Origin of the sequence: Streptomyces sp. NPDC046909, assembly GCF_040644695.1 — a bacterium.
GTDB lineage: Bacteria > Actinomycetota > Actinomycetes > Streptomycetales > Streptomycetaceae > Streptomyces.
The window spans coordinates 511,121-526,992 of record NZ_JBEYXC010000002.1 but is presented as its reverse complement, the minus strand read 5'-3'; the positions used below and the strand labels follow the sequence as shown (position 1 = coordinate 526,992).

Sequence of the window (15,872 nt, the reverse complement as noted above, 5' to 3'; positions counted from 1 at the left end):
GCATGAGACCTCCGACGATCCGCGACGTGGCCGACCGGGCGGGCGTCTCCAAGTCCCTGGTCTCGCTCGTCCTGCGCGGCTCTGACCAGGTGCGCGAGGAGAAGCGGGAAGCCGTGCTGAAGGCGGTGCGCGAACTCGGCTACCGCCCCAACGCCGCCGCCCGCAGCCTCAGCGAGCAGCGCACCCGGACCGTCGGCGTGCTCCTCAACGACCTGCGCAACCCCTGGTTCGTGGATCTCCTCGACGGCCTCAACTCACTGCTGCACGACAACGGCCTGCACATGCTGATGGCCGACACCCGCCTCAACCGCCGCACCGGCCAGGACCTCACCGGCCCCTTCCTCGATCTGCGCGCCGACGGCCTGGTCGTCGTCGGCACGCTGCCCGACCCGGCCGCGCTGGGGGCGGTCGCCGAGCGCATCCCGGTCGTCGTCGCGGGCGCCCGCGAGCCGGTCCTGCCGGGCGTGGACATGGTCGCCAACGACGACGAACAGGGCGCCCGCCTGGTCACCGAGCACCTCATCGGCCTCGGCCACCGGCGGATCGCGCACATCGCGGGGTACGGGGCGGTCGGCGAGCTGCGCCGGCGGAGCTTCGAGGCGGCCATGCGGGCGCACGGTCTGGAGGGGGTCGTGGAGCCCAGCGACATGACGGAGGAGGGCGGCTACCGCACCACCGTCCGGCTGCTGAGCCGCCCCGACCGGCCCACCGCCGTCTTCGCCGTCAACGACATCGCCTCGGTCGGTGTCCTGTCGGCGGCCGAGGAACTGGGGCTGCGCGTCCCGCGCGACCTGTCCGTCGTCGGCTACGACAACACCCGCATCGCGAGCCTGCGCCACGTCTGGCTCACCACCGTCGACAGCGCCAACCACGAGGTGGGGCGCCGCGCGGCCCGCTGCCTCCTGGACCGCTTCGAGGGCGGCGGGGGAGCGGGCCGGGTGCACCTCGTGGCGCCCACGCTGGAGAGCAGGGGCACCACAGCCCCTCCTAGAGGTTGATCGCGTAGGCCTTCCGCAGCGTCTCGTGCACCGTCCACGTCGTACGGTCGCCCGCACGCAGTACGGCCATGTCGCCCGGCCCGACCGTCAGCGTCGCCCCGCCCTCGACCTCGATCGTCGCCGACCCGCTGATCACCACGAACAGCTCGTCGGCCTCGGTGTCGGTGACCACGCCGGGCGTGATCTGCCAGATCCCACGGATCTGCTTGCCGTCCGCCGACTCCCACACCACCTTCCCGGTCACCTCGGGCGTCCCGGAGACGATCTGCTCCGGGGCGAGGGGCTCGGCTTCGAGCTCGGCGTCGGGGATGTGGACAACGAAACTGTGGGTCATGCGACGACCCTAGCCGCGCGCAACCGATCACGACCGTGGACAGGGTGTGGGGTATCCGCCCAGGTGAGAGGACACTTCGTCATGGATGGCGGGGGTGGCGCGGACTGGCGGGGTCCCGGGCCCCGGGTGATCGTGGAGGGCATGGCGGACACCCAGGCGGCTGCCGCGACCGAGCGGCACGCGCACGACACCCGCGAGAGTCTCCTCTTCGGCGGCGTCTACGGAGCGGTCCTGGCCTGCTCGATGGTCGCCGCGCTCACCCAGTACGGCCACACCGACCGGGAGACCCGCCGCTACGACGCCGTCTGGCTCCTGGTCACGGCCCTCGCCTCCGCCCTCGCCCACGGCTACGCCCACTACATCGCCGAGCGCACCCCGCACCGCCGCGGCGACGCCCTGCGCACCCTGATCAACGAGTGGCCCCTGGTCACCGCCGTCCTGCCCACCGTCTTCATCCTGGCGGGCGCCGGCTGGGGCTGGTGGCCGCCGAAGGGCGTGGAGTACCCGGCGTTCACCCTGAACATCGCCCTGCTGTTCACCCTCGGCGTCGTCACGGCCCGCTGGTCCCGCCGCTCCTGGCCCTACGCCCTCCTGATCGGTCTGGTGGACGCGTTGCTCGGTGTGGGTGTGGTGGTGGCCAACGCGGTCATCAAGTGACGCGACGGGGAAGGAGCACCGGCATGACCCCCGTCACCGAAGAGGCGCTCCACAGCCTGGACGCCACCGCCGACCCCCGTCTGCGCGAGCTGCTCACCGCCCTCGTCCGCCATCTGCACGCCTTCGCCGACGAGACCCGGCTGACCCGGCGGGAGTGGGAAGCCGCGATCCGCTTCCTCACGGCGACCGGACAGACCTGCACGGACACCCGGCAGGAGTTCATCCTCCTGTCGGACGTGCTCGGTCTGTCCATGCTCGTCGAGACGATCAACAGCGACGGCCACGGCGGCACCGAGAGCACGGTCCTCGGCCCCTTCCACATGACCGAGTCACCGGAGCGCGCACTCGGCGCCGACATCGACCTGGTGGGCGGCGGCGAACCGTGCGTGGTGACCGGCCGGGTGCTGTCGACGGACGGCACCCCGCTGCCGGGTGCGGTCATCGACGTGTGGCAGGCCGACGACCAGGGCTACTACGACGTCCAGCGGCCGGACGTCCAGCCCCCGGGCAACGGACGCGGCCTGTTCACCACGGACGCCGAGGGCGCCTTCCGCTTCCGCACCTGTGTGCCGAGTTCGTACCCGATCCCCACCGACGGCCCGGTCGGCGACCTCCTGCGCGCGACCGGCCGTCACCCCTACCGCCCCGCGCACATCCACTTCATCGCCTCGGCCGCGGGCCACGCCTCCGTCACCACGCACATCTTCGTGGCCGGTGACCCCTACCTGGAGTCCGACGCCGTGTTCGCGGTGAAGCAGAGCCTCGTCCGCGACTTCACACCGACCGACGACGCGTCCCTGGCCGAGGAGTTCGGCGTCCCGAACCCCTTCCGGCACGCGCGGATCGACCTCGTACTGGAGCCCTCATGAGGGAGTTCGTCCACGAGGCCCAGCCCATGCGGGTCGTCCTCCGCCCCGGCGCCGCCACGACGGCGACCCCGGACGAGGCCCAACGGCTCGGTCTGCGGCGGGTGTTGGTGGTCTCCGGCACCCGGGGCGCGGACACCGCGCAGGCGGTCGCCGACTCCCTCGGGGCGGCCTGTGCGGGGCTGCACACCGGGGCCCGTATGCATGTCCCCGTCGAGGTCGCCGACCGGGCCGTCGAGGTGGCGCGGGACGCGGGCGCCGACGGCTGCGTCGCGGTCGGCGGGGGCTCCGCCATCGGCCTCGGCAAGGCGATCGCCCTGCGCACCGGCCTGCCGCTGATCGCCGTACCCAGCACGTACTCCGGCTCCGAGGCGACCCCGGTCTGGGGCCTCACCGAACACGGCGCCAAACGCACCGGCCGCGACCCGTCGGTTTTGCCCCGCAGCATCGTCTACGACCCCGAGCTCACCCTCTCCCTCCCGGTGCCGCTCTCGGTGACCAGCGGCGTGAACGCGATCGCGCACGGCGTGGAGGCCCTGTACGCCCCCGACGCCTCACCGCTGACCGGGCTGATGGCGGAGGAGGGGGTACGGGCGATGGCGGCCGCGCTCTCTCAAGTGGCCGCCGGTCCACGGGACGTGGACGCCCGGGGCCGGGCCCTGTACGGCGCCTGGCTCTGCGGCTCCTGCCTCGGCGCCACGACCATGGGCCTGCACCACAAGCTCTGCCATGTCCTCGGCGGCACCTTCGGCCTGCCGCACGCCGAGACCCACACGGTGGTCCTGCCGTACGCCCTCGCGTACAACGCGCCCGCCGTGCCAGGGGCGTTGGCGGCACTCGGCCGGGCGCTCGACGCGGACGATGTCCCGCGTGCCATGTGGAACCTGGCCGGAGGCCTCGGCGCACCTCGCTCCCTCGCCGAACTCGGGCTCAAGGAGAGCGACTTGACGACGGCGGCCGCACAGGCGGCGAGCCAGTCCTACCCGAACCCCCGTCCGGTGACCGAGGACGGAGCGCTCACGGTGCTGAGGGCGGCGTACGAAGGCGAGCCGCTCTCAACGCCGTAAACCTCAACGCCGTAAAACCTCGACACCGTAAAAGAAGAACCGCCCCCGGAGCGGAATGCTCCGGGGGCGGCGCCACTTGACCGTTGTCAGGCCTTCGCGCCGGTGACCTCCGCGGCCTCGTCGGCCGGGCTGTCGTCGCCGCCCGTGGTCTCGACGAGCGGGGCCTTCTTCTTCGGGATGAAGGAGGCGATGAAGAAGGCGAGGAGCGCGGCGCCCGCGCCGATCGCCATGATCACCTTGAAGCCGTTCTCGGACGGGAGGGCGTGGCCGCCGAAGTCGGTGGTCATCTGGGCCAGGATCACACCGGCGATGGCGCTGGCGAAGGACGTGCCGAGCGAGCGCATCAGGGTGTTGAGGCTGTTGGCCGCGGCCGTCTCGGACTCCGGGACGGCGCCCATGATCAGGGCGGGCATCGCGCCGTAGGTGAAGCCGACGCCGCCGCCGATGACGCAGGAGACCAGGACCAGGTGCCAGACCTCGCTCATCAGGACGATGTTGAGGGCGTAACCGGCGGAGACGATCAGCGCGCCGATCATCAGGGTGACCTTCGGGCCCTTGGCCTTGGTGATGCCGGCGGACACCGCGGACATGACCATCATGACCAGGCCCTGCGGGGCGAGGACCAGACCGACGGTGAGCATCGACTTGCCGAGGCCGTAGCCGGTCTGCGAGGGCAGCTGAAGGAGCTGCGGCAGGACCAGGGACATCGCGAACATCGAGAAGCCGAGCGCGATCGAGGCGAGGTTGGTGAAGAGCACCTGCGGACGGGCGGTGGTGCGCAGGTCGACCAGCGGCTGCTTGGCCTTGAGCTCCCAGAAGCCCCAGGACAGCAGGATCACGACGGCCGCGACACCGAGGCCCAGGGTGGTGCCGCTGGTCCAGCCCCAGCTGGCGCCCTTGGAGACGGCCAGGAGCAGGGAGACCAGACCGGCGGAGAGACCGAGCGAGCCGACGATGTCGAAGGAGCCGCCGGTGCGGACCTTGGACTCCGGGATCAGGAACAGGACCAGCAGGAAGGAGACGACACCGAGGGAGGCGGAGACCCAGAAGAGGATGTGCCAGTCCCAGTTGTCCGCGATGAACGCGGCGGCGGGCAGACCCAGCGCGCCGCCGACACCGAGCGAGGCGCTCATCACCGCGGTGGAGCCGGCGAGGCGCTCCGCGGGCAGCACGTCACGCATGATGCTGATGCCGAGCGGGACGACCGCGGCGGCCAGACCCTGGAGCGTACGGCCGATGATCATCGGGACCAGGGAGTCGGCGAGCCCGCAGACCACCGAGCCGGAGACCAGCAGCACGATGCTGAGCAGCAGCATCCGGCGCTTGCCGAACATGTCGCCCAGGCGTCCGACGACGGGCGTGGCGACGGCCGCGGCGAGCAGGGTGGCGGTGACCGCCCATGCGGTGTCGTCGGCCTCCGCGTGGAGGAGGGTCGGCAGCTCCGGGACGATCGGGATGACCAGGGTCTGCATCAGCGAGACGACGATCCCGGCCAGCGCCAGCACCGCCACCACGGCGTTCGGCTTCGGCGAGGATGTCCCCGCCTCGGCGGGTCGGGCAAGGGTGTCGGACATGGCAGGGCCTCCGGGACAAGGTTTGCTTGACTTACTCAACGATAAGAGTATTGCTTGACTTAAGCAAGCGGATTAGGGGCTGGTCGCGCCCCCGCGGGGGCGCGGTCGCGTCTAGTCGTCGAACGTCACGACGACCTTCTCCGCCGCCCCCGGCGTCAGCGCCAGCTCGAACGCCCGCTCCACCTCGCCGAACGGCACCCGGTGACTGATCAGCTTCGCGAACCGCTCGTGGTGCTCGACGAGTTCGGGCGTGACCTCGAAGATCTCCGTCGGGTAGCCCTGCGAGGCGATGAGCGTCAGTTCACTGCGCAGCATCCCGCCCAGGTCGATCGCGTCGGACTTCTTCTGCACGGCGACCATGACCAGCTTGGCGTGCCACTTGGCGTTGTCGACGACGGCCTGGAAGACGGCGGGAGCGCCGGCCGCGTCGAGGTAGATGTCGGTACCCGGCCGGGCCTGCCCGAGCGCGTTCGCGGCCTCGCCGTGCAGCTCCGTCAGGCGTTCCGTCACGTTCTCCGTGGCCGAGTTGACGACCGCGTCCGCGCCGACGGCCAGCGCGGTCTCCAGGCGCTCGGGGATGATGTCGACGACGACCACGTGCTCGACTCCGCGCAGCTTCAGCCAGATCGTGGCACCCAGGCCGATGGGCCCGGCGCCGAAGACGACGACCTTGTCGGCGGGCCTGGCCCCGGAGCGGTTGACGGCGTGCCGGGAGACCGCCATCGGCTCGTTGAGCGAGGCCACTTCGAAGGGCACGGTGTCGGGGAAGACCGTCACGTTCTTGCCGGTCTCGACGCCCTCGATCAGCAGGTACTCGCTCATCGCGCCGTGCGCGCCGCCGCAGCCGATGATCCCCGAGGGCACGCCCTGCGGGTTGACCACGACCCGGTCGCCGACCTTGACGTCGGTGACCTCGCCGCCGATCTCGACGATCTCGCCCGCCGGCTCGTGGCCCAGCGGGATCGCCCGCATCGAGCCGTCGGCGCCGGCCGGCATGCCGCCGAGGTGCAGGAAGAAGGTGTCGGTGCCGCAGATCCCGCAGGCGCGGATCCTGACGAGCGCGTCCCGGGGGCCGGGCACGGGACGCTCGACCTCGCGCACGTCGACGGAGTCCTTCGCGGTCAGGACGGACTTCATGGTGGCCATGGGGGAGCTCGCTCTCTGCGGTGGGTCGGACAGGTGACACCGGGTCCGGCGGCGGGGCGGGGGGGAGTGCTCCCGCCGCCGGACCTGGTGATCGCGCCGTACCCCGTCCCCACGGGTCGGGCGCAACGGGCCGCATCCGCTCAATGCGGCCCCGGTCCGGGTCGGAGGCGGCGGGGGCCGCCGACCGGCTCGGACCGTTTACTTGAGTTAGGCAAGCATGGATGCGTTACTTAAGTCAAGCAACGAAGTGCACATTGCTTAAGTTAGGCAAGTACCTCTAAGGTGAGGCCATGACCGCAGCGGCGCCCCTGACCGAGATAGAGCATGTGCTCAGCCGGGTCACCTACCTGGCCGGGCGCAGCCGACGGCACGAGCGGCTCATGGCGCTGGCCGGGGTGCCGCTCGACCGCGCGGCCGTCGCGATCCTGCGGCACATCGCGGAGAGCGAACCGCTGCGCCCCGGGGTGCTGGCGGTCCGGCTCTCCGTGGAGGCCTCCCATGTCACCCGGCAGCTGCGGCAGTTGGAGCGCGGCGGCTATGTGATCCGGGTCGCGGACCCGGACGACCGCCGGGCCCAGCGCGTCCAGCTCACCGACGAGGGGCTCGCCGCGGTCGCGCGGATCCGCACGGTGGGCCGCCGCTATCTCGAACAGGCCCTGGCCGACTGGTCCGAGGAGGACCTGCGTCAGCTGGCCGCGCTCTTCCACCGGCTCGTCGACGACTTCGCCGGCCACGCCGAGGACCCGCTCGACCCACGGCTCTCCGTCTGACCACCCCCACGATTGGTCCCGCCATGCACGCGCACCTCATGGAGAAACCGTCACCGCCCCGCGGCAACGGACAGCACGTCCTGGTCGTCGCGGCCGACCCCGGCGACGCCGAACTGCTCGCCACCACCCTGGAGTTGGCCGGATACCAGGTCGGCACCGCGGACACCGGCGCGGAGGGCATGGCGCGCCTCGCCCGGCAGCGGTTCGACCTGGTCGTCCTGGACGCCACCCTGCCCGACCTGGCGGGCCTCGCCCGGGGCCGCCGTATGCCGTCCGCCGACCGGCCCCCACTGCTCTTCCTGGCCTCCTGCGACTCCCTGCACCGGCTGCTGCCCGAACTCGGCCTGGGCGAGGAGGACTACGTCATCAAACCCGTGCGCGTCGCCGAAGTCCTCGCCAGGGCCCAGGTGTTGCTGCGCCGCCGCGGCCCCGGCCCGCGCCCCGGGATGCCGGCCTACGGCGACCTGGTCCTGGACGACACGACCTGCCGCGCCCGCCGCGGACCCCGGCCGCTGGACCTGACGCCCGCCGAGTACCGGCTGCTGCGGCATCTGCTCGCCAACGCGGGGCGGGTGCTGTCGAAGGAGCAGATCAGCCGGCATGTGTGGGGGGAGTTCCGGGGGCATCAGGCGATCGAGAAGCTGGTCTCGCGGCTGCGGCACAAGGTGGACCAGGAGGGGGCGGCGCTGATCCATACGCGGCGGGGGTTCGGGTACTGGCTGGGGGGTTAGGGCGGGGCTCTGGAGGGGCTCGCGGCTTTCGAGGGGCGAGCGGCGGCCGGCCGACTGCCGATGGGCGAGCACCCAGTCGGTCCGCTCCCGATCGGCGAGTCCTAGCCGCTCCTCCGGGCCGTCCCGATGCTCAGCGCGTTCGCCGTCACGACGGCTCCGATGCCCGCCCACTCCGGCCAGCCCAGCCGCTGCCCGAGGGCGACCCACCCGACCACCGCCGCGAGCACCGGGTTGACGCTCATGAACAGCCCGAACGCCGGGGCCGGCACCCGGCGCAGCGTGAACAGGTCCGCGAGATAGGGCACCGCCGAGGACAGCACCCCGGAGGCCACCGCGCAGCCCGCCGCCCACACCGTCGGCGGCTGGTGCACGGCCACGGCGATCCCGACCGGCAGGAACATCAGCGCCGACAGCCCGGCCGCGGCGCCCGAGCCCTGCGCTCCGGGGATCCGTCGGCCGACCGTGCGGTTGAGGAGGATGTACGACGCCCAGCACCCGGCGGCCAGCAGACCCAGCGCCATGCCGGCGTAGTCCGTGGAGGGCCGGGGGCGCATCAACGTCACGACCCCCGCCACGGCGAGCAGCGCGCAGCACACGTCCACGCGCCGCCGGGTCGCCGCCAGGGCGATGCTCAGCGGGCCGAGGAACTCCAGGGTGACCGCGAGTCCGAGGCCGACCCGGTCGACGGCGGTGTAGAGGGAGAGGTTCATCGTCCCGAACACCGCGGCCAGCAGGAGCACCGGCCACCACTGGGCCCAGGTGAACGACCTGAACCGGGGCCGGCCGACGGCGAGCAGGAGGGCCGCGGCGACGTACTGGCGGACCGCGACGACGCCGACCGGGCCGATGACGGGAAAGGCGAGCGAGCCGATCGCGGCACCGGCCTGGTTGGACAGGCCGCTGCCGACCATGGTCGCCACCCCGGCGAGGCTCGTCCGGGGCGGCTCGGGGGTGGGCAGGGGAGTGGCTGCGGGGCGTGCGGGGGCCTCTTGCATGGGGCGATGGTGCGCCCGTTCCGTGGTTGCGCAAAATGCATCGGCCGGAGCATCCATACGCTGGAGTCATGGATGATGCGGTCATGGATGTGGATCTCCGGCATCTGCGCTGTCTCGTCGCGATCGTCGACGAGGGCACCTTCACCGACGCCGCCGTGGCCCTCGACGTCTCCCAGGCCGCCGTCTCCCGTACCCTGGCCTCCTTCGAACGGGCGCTGGGCGTCCGGCTGTTGAGGCGCACCTCGCGCGAGGTGACCCCGACGCCGACCGGACTCCGGGTCGTCGCGCACGCCCGGCGGGTGCTCGGCGAGGTCGACGACCTGGTCCGGGACGCCACCTCGGGCCACGCGCGGCTGCGCATCGGCTACTCCTGGGCGGCGCTCGGGCGGCACACCCTCGCCTTCCAGCGCCGCTGGAGCCGGGAGCGGCCGGAGACCGATCTCCAGCTGGTGCGGGTCAACTCGGCGAGCGCGGGACTCGCGGAGGGCTCCTGTGATCTGGCCGTCCTGCGCCGCCCCCTGGAGGACCGCCGGTTCGAGTCGGTCGTCGTCGGCCTGGAGCGGCGGCTGTGCGCCATGGCCGCCGACGATCCGCTGGCCCGGCGGCGGTCCGTGCGGATGGCCGACCTCGCGGGACGCACCCTCCTCGTCGACCGCCGTACCGGCACCACCACCGTGGACCTGTGGCCGCCGGAGGCCCGTCCGGCCACCGAGGAGACCCATGACGTCGACGACTGGCTGACCGTCATCGCCACCGGCCGCTGTATCGGTATGACGCCGGAGTCGACCGCCCATCAGTACCGGCGGCCCGGTGTCGTCTACCGGCCGGTGCGGGACGGCGAGCCGATCGCCGTGCGGCTGGCCTGGTGGCGGGACGACCCGCATCCCGCGACCCAGGCCGTGATGGAACTGCTCACCTCGCTGTATCGCGAGGGCTGAGCTGCCACCATCGAGGGCTGAACCGCGACCATGGACGAAAACGATGCCTGCAATACGGCAGACAAAATTGTTGACAATCTTGTTTGGCTAGATTTAGGTTCGACAGGCACTCACTCAGGGAGGGCACGATGCCGAAAGAAGCCCGTCCGAGCACCGGGGAGCAGGCCAAACAGCATGCGCTCGCGCAGCTGCGGCAGGCGATCCTGCACGGCGAGATGGCACCGGCGCAGCGGCTGGTGGAGAACGAGCTCGCCGAGCAGTTCGGTGTGACACGGGCCAGCATCCGCGCGGCACTGATCGATCTGGAGTCCCAGGGGCTCGTGGAGCGGATCCGCAACCGTGGCTCACGGGTGCGGGTGGTGACCGTGGACGAAGCGGTCGCCATCACCGAGTGCCGCATGGTCCTCGAAGGACTGTGCGCGGCGAAGGCGGCGGTCGCGGCGAGCGACGAGCAGCTGATCGAACTCACCGACCTCGGTACGGCCATGTCCAAGGCCGTCGCCGACGGCGAGCCGGTCACCTACTCCGACCTCAACCACGAACTGCACGCCCGCATCCGGGAGTTCTCCGGCCAGGAGACCGCGCAGGAACTGCTGGAGCGGCTCAACGCCCAACTGGTGCGGCACCGCTTCCAGTTGGCGCTGCGCCCGGGGCGTCCGCAGCAATCCCTGAACGAGCATCTGACCATGATCGAGGCGATCAGGGCCAGGGACCCGCAGGCGGCCGAGTCGGCCGTCCGCGCCCACCTCACCAGTGTGATCGAGGCGCTGCGCGACTGATCGCACCGGCGCGGGGCGGGCGCACACCTGTCACCAAGGAGAATGCTCAATGACTGAGGCCAACGCGCCCGCCAGCCCACGATCGACACTCGTCATCACCGCGCACGCCGGCGACTTCGTGTGGCGTGCGGGTGGCGCCATCGCTCTGGCCGCCTCCCGCGGGGAGAAGGTCACCATCGCCTGTCTGACCTTCGGCGAGCGCGGCGAGTCCGCCAAGGCGTGGCGCGAGGGCAGGAAACTCGACGAGATCAAGGCGATACGCCGCGACGAGGCCGAGCGGGCCGCCGCCACCCTCGGAGCCGAGGTCCGCTTCTTCGACGCCGGCGACTACCCGCTGCTGGTCACCCCCGAGCTGACCGACCAGCTGGTGGAGGTCTACCGCGACACCCAGCCCGACGTCGTGCTCACCCACCCCACCGAGGACCCGTACAACGGCGACCACCCCGCCGCCAACCGCATGGCACTGGAGGCCCGCGTCCTCGCCCAGGCCATCGGCTACCCCGGCCCCGGAGAGATCATCGGCGCCCCGCCGGTCTTCTTCTTCGAGCCCCACCAGCCCGAGATGAGCGGCTTCAAGCCCGAGGTCCTCCTCGACATCACCGAGGTCTGGGACACCAAGCGCAAGGCCATGGAGTGCCTCGGCGCCCAGCAGCACCTGTGGGACTACTACACCGACCTCGCCGTACGCCGGGGCGTCCAGCTCAAGCGCAACGCGGGCCCCAACCTGGGGCTGGCCCACAAGACCATGGCCGAGGCGTTCATGCGCCCCTACCCGCAGATCGCGAAGGAGCTGGCATGAGCGGCGTGATCGTCACCGACCCGCCGAAGGCGGAGCTGAAGGACGTCGACGCGCTGGCCGGCTACGGCGTGGCGACGGTGAGCGAGGCCATGGGCCGAACGGGCCTGCTGGGCCCGGAGATCCGCCCCGTCCAGCAGGGCGTACGGGTCGCCGGCACCGCCGTCACCGTGATCGGCTGGCCCGGCGACAACCTCATGATCCACGCCGCCGTCGAGCAGTGCGGCGAGGGCGACATCCTGGTCGTCACCACCACCTCCCCCTGCACGGACGGCCTGTTCGGCGAACTGTTCGCAACCGCCCTCAAGCAGCGCGGAGTTCGCGGCGTCGTCATGAACACCGGCATCCGCGACACCCAGGAACTGCGCGACATGGGCTTCGCCGCCTGGTCCCGCGCGGTCTCCTCGCAGGGCACCGTCAAGGCCACCGGCGGCTCGGTCAACGTACCGATCGCCATCGACGGCCAGGTCATCCGCCCCGGCGACGTGATCCTCGCCGACGACGACGGTGTCGTGGTCGTCCCGCGCGAGCGCGCCCGCGAGACGGCTGAGAAGTCCGAGGCCCGCGAGGCCAAGGAGGCCGCCACCCGCGCCGCCTTCATCGACGGCCAACTCGGCCTGGACCGCTACGGATTGCGGGACACGCTCAAGCGCCTCGGCGTCGAGTACCGGTCGTACGAGGAGTACGCGGGGGAGTCGTCGTGACCCCCGTGCCCGAGGAGGTGCCCTGCCTGCTGATGCGGGGCGGCACCTCCAAGGGCGCCTACTTCCTCGCCGGTGACCTCCCCGCCGAACCGGCCCCGCGCGACGACCTGTTGCTGCGGATCATGGGCAGCCCGGACGAGCGGCAGATCGACGGACTCGGCGGCGCGCACCCGCTCACCAGCAAGGTGGCCGTCATCTCCCCGTCCGCCGATCCGCGGGCCGACGTCGACTATCTCTTCCTCCAAGTCGTCGTCGACCGGCCCGAGGTGAGCGACCGTCAGAACTGCGGGAACATCCTCGCCGGCGTCGGCCCCTTCGCCGTCGAGCGCGGACTGGTCCCGGCGGGGGAGGAGCGCACCTCGGTCCGCATCCGCATGGTCAACTCCGGCGACTACGCCACGGCGACCTTCCCCACCCCCGGCGGGCGGGTCGACTACACCGGCGACGCGGAGATCTCCGGGGTGCCGGGGACGGCCGCTCCGGTGGTGATCGAGTTCCCGGCGGGTACGGGACCGCTGCTCCCCACGGGCAGCGTCCGCGACGAGATCGACGGTGTCCAGGTGACCTGCGTGGACAACGGCATGCCGACCGTCCTGATCGCCGCCACCTCGCTGAAGGTCACCGGCTACGAGTCGCCGAAGGACCTGGAGGAGGACCTGGCGCTCGCCGACCGTCTGCACCGGATCCGCCTGGAAGCGGGACGCCGGATGGGCCTCGGCGATGTCTCGGACACCACCGTGCCCAAGCTCACCCTCCTCGCCCCGCCCCGCGAGGGCGGCGCGGTCACCACCCGCACCTTCATACCGGTGCGCTGCCACACCTCGATCGGGGTGCTCGGCGCGGCCGGCGTGGCCGCCGGGCTGCGGATCGAAGGCAGCGTGGGCGCGGACCTGGCGGAGCTTTCTCCCGACAGTGACCGAATTCGCATAGAACATCCCACCGGATTCCTGGACATCGAAAGTAGCCTCGGGACCACCCCCGAAGGCCTCCCCACCGCCCGCCGCACGGCGGTGGTCCGTACGGCCCGCAAGATCTTCGACGGCACCGTCTTCCCCAGGGCCGCCGCACAACCCCAAGGAGGTCACCGATGACTCCGCCGCTCGGCGACATCGCGCACATCGGCCACGCCCAGCTGTTCACGCCCGACCTGGACGCCAGCGTCGGCTTCTTCACCGACTACCTGGGCCTCACGGTGAACGGCCGGGACGGCGACACGGTCTATCTGCGGACCTTCGACGACTACGAGCACCACAGCCTCGTCCTCACCGCCCGCGACCGGCCCGGCCTCGGCCGGCTCGCCCTGCGCACCTCCAGCGAGGGGGCCCTCCATCGCCGTATCGAGGCGATCGAGGCCGCGGGAGGCGCCGGCAAGTGGGTCGAGGACGAACCGGGAATCGGCCGCCTCTACGTCACGACCGACCCCGACGGCCATGAACACGCCCTGTACTGGGAGAGCGAGTACTACCAGGCTCCCGAGGAGCTGCGGCCCGCGCTGAAGAACCAGCCGCAGGCCAAGCCCAACCGGGGAGTCGGGGTGCGGCGGCTCGACCACATCAACTTCCTCGCCGCCGACGTGCTCGCCAACGCCGAGTTCCAGCAGAACGTCCTCGGCGCCCGGCCGACCGAGCAGATCCGGCTGGACAGCGGGAAGATCGCGGCGCGCTGGCTGACGTACACGAACAAGTCGTACGACGTCGTCTACACGTCCGACTGGACCGGGAGCGAGGGGCGGCTGCATCACATCGCGTTCGCGACCGACACCCGTGAGGACATCCTGCGGGCGGCCGATCTCGCCATCGACAGCGGGGTGTTCATCGAGACCGGGCCGCACAAGCACGCCATCCAGCAGACGTTCTTCCTGTACGTCTACGAGCCGGGCGGCAACCGGATCGAGCTGTGCAACCCGCTCACGCGGCTCGTGCTCGCGCCGGACTGGCCGCTCGTCACCTGGACCGAGGAGGAGCGCAAGAAGGGGCAGGCCTGGGGCCTGAAGACCATTGAGTCGTTCCACACGCACGGGACGCCACCGGTGGCCTGAGCTGGGCAAAGGGCCGTCCGTCGAAGATCGTCAGCGATTGTCGATGAGATTGTTGACAAAAACGTTGACTCTTGGCGGACGGCTCCTTAGCGTCTAGCGCACCAAGCACGAGAGGTAACCAACGATGTCTTCCTCCCCCTCCCCCTCCGCGACCGCTCGCGGCAGCAGACTGGCCCTCCTGGTCGTCGGTCTGTGCTGGCTGGCCGTTCTCTTCGACGGCCTCGACATGTTCATCTACGGCTCGGTGCTGCCGCACCTGCTGGAGACGAAGACCTTCGGACTCACCCCCGACACGGCCGGTGACCTCGGCTCCTACGCCACCTTCGGCATGCTGGTCGGCGCGCTGACCGCCGGCACCGTCGCGGACCGCATCGGCCGCAAGAAGCTGATGGTCGCCTGCGTGACCCTCTTCTCGCTGGCCTCCGGACTGTGCGCCATGGCGGGCAGCGTCGAGGTCTTCGGCCTCGGCCGGACCCTCGCCGGCGTCGGCCTCGGCGGGCTCCTCCCCACCGCGATCAGCATGGTCTCCGACTACGCCCCGCGCGGCCGCGGCGCCATCGTCATCGGCCTGCTGATGACCGCCCACCACGCGGGCGGCATCCTCTCCGCCTACGTCGCCAAGTGGCTCATCGACCCCGTCGGCTGGCGCGCCGCCTTCTGGGTCTGCGTGCTCCCGCTGCTCTTCGCGCCGGTGCTCGCCAAGTTCCTGCCGGAGTCGCTGAGCTTCCTGGTCGCCAAGGGCCGCGCGGAGGAGGCGCGGGCGCTCGCCACGAAGTACGACGTCGAGCTGCCCGCCGTCAAGTCCGGCAAGAAGACCGCCGCCGACCGCTGGGACGCCCTCGCGAACCTCTTCCGCGGCGGCGAGTGGGTGCAGACCCTGCTCTACTGGTTCGCCTCCTTCGGCGGACTGCTCCTGGTCTACGGCGTCGCCACCTGGCTGCCGACCCTGATGCGCGCCGAGGGGTACGCGCTCGGCGACGCCCTGAGCTTCGTCGTCGTCTTCAACCTGGGCGGCATCGTGGGCATGCTGGTCGCCGGACGCGCCGCCGACCGCTTCGGTGCCCCGCGCATCTCGGCCCTGTGGTTCGCGCTGACCGCCGTGGGCGTCTTCCTGCTCAGCGTCCACATGGCGCAGACCGTCACGATGATCGTCGTCTTCTTCACCGGCGTCTTCCTCAACAGCGCCCAGACGATGATCTACGCGACCGTCTCCATCCGCTCCAACCCGGAGAACCGCGCCACCAGCGTCGGCTGGACCTCCGGCATGGGCCGCTTCGGCGCCGTCTTCGGCCCCTGGCTCGGCGGCCAGCTCCTCGCCTCCGGCAACGGCGACTTCGGCTTCACCGCCTTCGCCATCGCCGGACTGTCGTCCATGGTCTTCATCGGCATCGCCGCCCTGCGCAGCTCCAGGCAGGGCGAGCGCAGCGGCGCGGACCAGGAGCTGGTCGGCGCGCACTGACCCGCCAGGGGGCAAGGACG

Annotated in this window: 17 protein-coding genes; 13 read left to right on the top strand and 4 right to left on the bottom strand. The window is 71.4% G+C overall.

Going from position 1 to position 15,872, the window contains the following annotated elements:
- The first annotated feature begins 2 nt into the window (after positions 1-2).
- Positions 3-998: a LacI family DNA-binding transcriptional regulator gene (locus ABZ928_RS06640; RefSeq protein WP_361515443.1), complete on the top strand. Its 996-nt coding sequence runs from the start codon at positions 3-5 to the stop codon at positions 996-998.
- Here ABZ928_RS06640 and ABZ928_RS06635 read toward each other — a convergent pair.
- Entirely contained in the window at positions 988-1,332 is a 345-nt protein-coding gene (locus ABZ928_RS06635; RefSeq protein ID WP_361515441.1) for a cupin domain-containing protein, read from the bottom strand. The genes ABZ928_RS06640 and ABZ928_RS06635 overlap by 11 nt on opposite strands.
- 141 nt (positions 1,333-1,473) lie before the next feature.
- On the opposite strand from ABZ928_RS06635, the gene ABZ928_RS06630 reads away from it, so the two are divergent.
- From ABZ928_RS06630 to ABZ928_RS06620, 3 genes are read left to right on the top strand one after another with little or no spacing between them, the layout of a single operon-like run.
- Positions 1,474-1,989, top strand: a complete 516-nt coding sequence (locus tag ABZ928_RS06630; RefSeq protein ID WP_361515439.1) for a hypothetical protein — start codon at positions 1,474-1,476, stop codon at positions 1,987-1,989.
- Positions 1,990-2,012: 23 nt separating this feature from the next.
- Positions 2,013-2,858: a dioxygenase gene (locus tag ABZ928_RS06625; RefSeq protein ID WP_361515437.1), complete on the top strand. Its 846-nt coding sequence runs from the start codon at positions 2,013-2,015 to the stop codon at positions 2,856-2,858.
- Positions 2,855-3,922, top strand: coding sequence for a maleylacetate reductase (locus ABZ928_RS06620; protein ID WP_361515435.1), 1,068 nt, complete (start codon positions 2,855-2,857; stop codon positions 3,920-3,922). The genes ABZ928_RS06625 and ABZ928_RS06620 overlap by 4 nt, the downstream gene beginning before the upstream one ends.
- Positions 3,923-4,008: 86 nt before the next feature.
- On the opposite strand, the gene ABZ928_RS06615 is transcribed toward ABZ928_RS06620, so the two are convergent.
- Together ABZ928_RS06615 and ABZ928_RS06610 are read right to left on the bottom strand one after the other, a co-directional pair.
- Complete coding sequence (locus ABZ928_RS06615) at positions 4,009-5,496, bottom strand: MFS transporter (protein WP_361515433.1); 1,488 nt, start codon at positions 5,494-5,496, stop codon at positions 4,009-4,011.
- 111 nt (positions 5,497-5,607) lie between these two features.
- A complete protein-coding gene (locus ABZ928_RS06610) occupies positions 5,608-6,642 on the bottom strand; it encodes a zinc-binding dehydrogenase (protein ID WP_361515431.1) in 1,035 nt (344 codons plus the stop codon).
- Positions 6,643-6,932: 290 nt separating this feature from the next.
- On the opposite strand from ABZ928_RS06610, the gene ABZ928_RS06605 reads away from it, so the two are divergent.
- Both ABZ928_RS06605 and ABZ928_RS06600 read left to right on the top strand, forming a co-directional pair.
- Positions 6,933-7,412: a MarR family transcriptional regulator gene (locus ABZ928_RS06605; protein ID WP_361515429.1), complete on the top strand. Its 480-nt coding sequence runs from the start codon at positions 6,933-6,935 to the stop codon at positions 7,410-7,412.
- Between the two features lie 23 nt (positions 7,413-7,435).
- Positions 7,436-8,143: a response regulator transcription factor gene (locus ABZ928_RS06600; protein WP_361515428.1), complete on the top strand. Its 708-nt coding sequence runs from the start codon at positions 7,436-7,438 to the stop codon at positions 8,141-8,143.
- 101 nt (positions 8,144-8,244) lie between these two features.
- On the opposite strand, the gene ABZ928_RS06595 is transcribed toward ABZ928_RS06600, so the two are convergent.
- The gene (locus tag ABZ928_RS06595) at positions 8,245-9,138 is read right to left on the bottom strand and encodes an EamA family transporter (RefSeq protein ID WP_361515426.1); all 894 of its coding nucleotides are present in this window, start codon (positions 9,136-9,138) and stop codon (positions 8,245-8,247) included.
- 83 nt (positions 9,139-9,221) lie between these two features.
- Here ABZ928_RS06595 and ABZ928_RS06590 point away from each other — a divergent pair, with 83 nt between their 5' ends.
- The 7 genes from ABZ928_RS06590 (at position 9,222) to ABZ928_RS06560 (ending at position 15,852) form a co-directional block, all read left to right on the top strand.
- A complete protein-coding gene (locus ABZ928_RS06590) occupies positions 9,222-10,076 on the top strand; it encodes a LysR family transcriptional regulator (protein WP_361516146.1) in 855 nt (284 codons plus the stop codon).
- A 128-nt stretch (positions 10,077-10,204) separates the two neighbouring features.
- A complete protein-coding gene (locus ABZ928_RS06585) occupies positions 10,205-10,855 on the top strand; it encodes a GntR family transcriptional regulator (RefSeq protein WP_361515424.1) in 651 nt (216 codons plus the stop codon).
- 49 nt (positions 10,856-10,904) lie between these two features.
- Complete coding sequence (locus tag ABZ928_RS06580; RefSeq protein WP_361515422.1) at positions 10,905-11,654, top strand: PIG-L deacetylase family protein; 750 nt, start codon at positions 10,905-10,907, stop codon at positions 11,652-11,654.
- Entirely contained in the window at positions 11,651-12,355 is a 705-nt protein-coding gene (locus ABZ928_RS06575) for a 4-carboxy-4-hydroxy-2-oxoadipate aldolase/oxaloacetate decarboxylase (RefSeq protein WP_361515421.1), read from the top strand. The genes ABZ928_RS06580 and ABZ928_RS06575 overlap by 4 nt, the downstream gene beginning before the upstream one ends.
- A gap of 32 nt (positions 12,356-12,387) precedes the next feature.
- Positions 12,388-13,446: a 4-oxalomesaconate tautomerase gene (locus ABZ928_RS06570; protein ID WP_361516144.1), complete on the top strand. Its 1,059-nt coding sequence runs from the start codon at positions 12,388-12,390 to the stop codon at positions 13,444-13,446.
- Positions 13,443-14,393 (top strand): catechol 2,3-dioxygenase, encoded by a 951-nt coding sequence (locus ABZ928_RS06565; protein WP_361515420.1) that lies wholly within the window; start codon positions 13,443-13,445, stop codon positions 14,391-14,393. The genes ABZ928_RS06570 and ABZ928_RS06565 overlap by 4 nt, the downstream gene beginning before the upstream one ends.
- A gap of 124 nt (positions 14,394-14,517) precedes the next feature.
- The gene (locus tag ABZ928_RS06560) at positions 14,518-15,852 is read left to right on the top strand and encodes an aromatic acid/H+ symport family MFS transporter (RefSeq protein ID WP_361515418.1); all 1,335 of its coding nucleotides are present in this window, start codon (positions 14,518-14,520) and stop codon (positions 15,850-15,852) included.
- Positions 15,853-15,872: the final 20 nt, after the last annotated feature.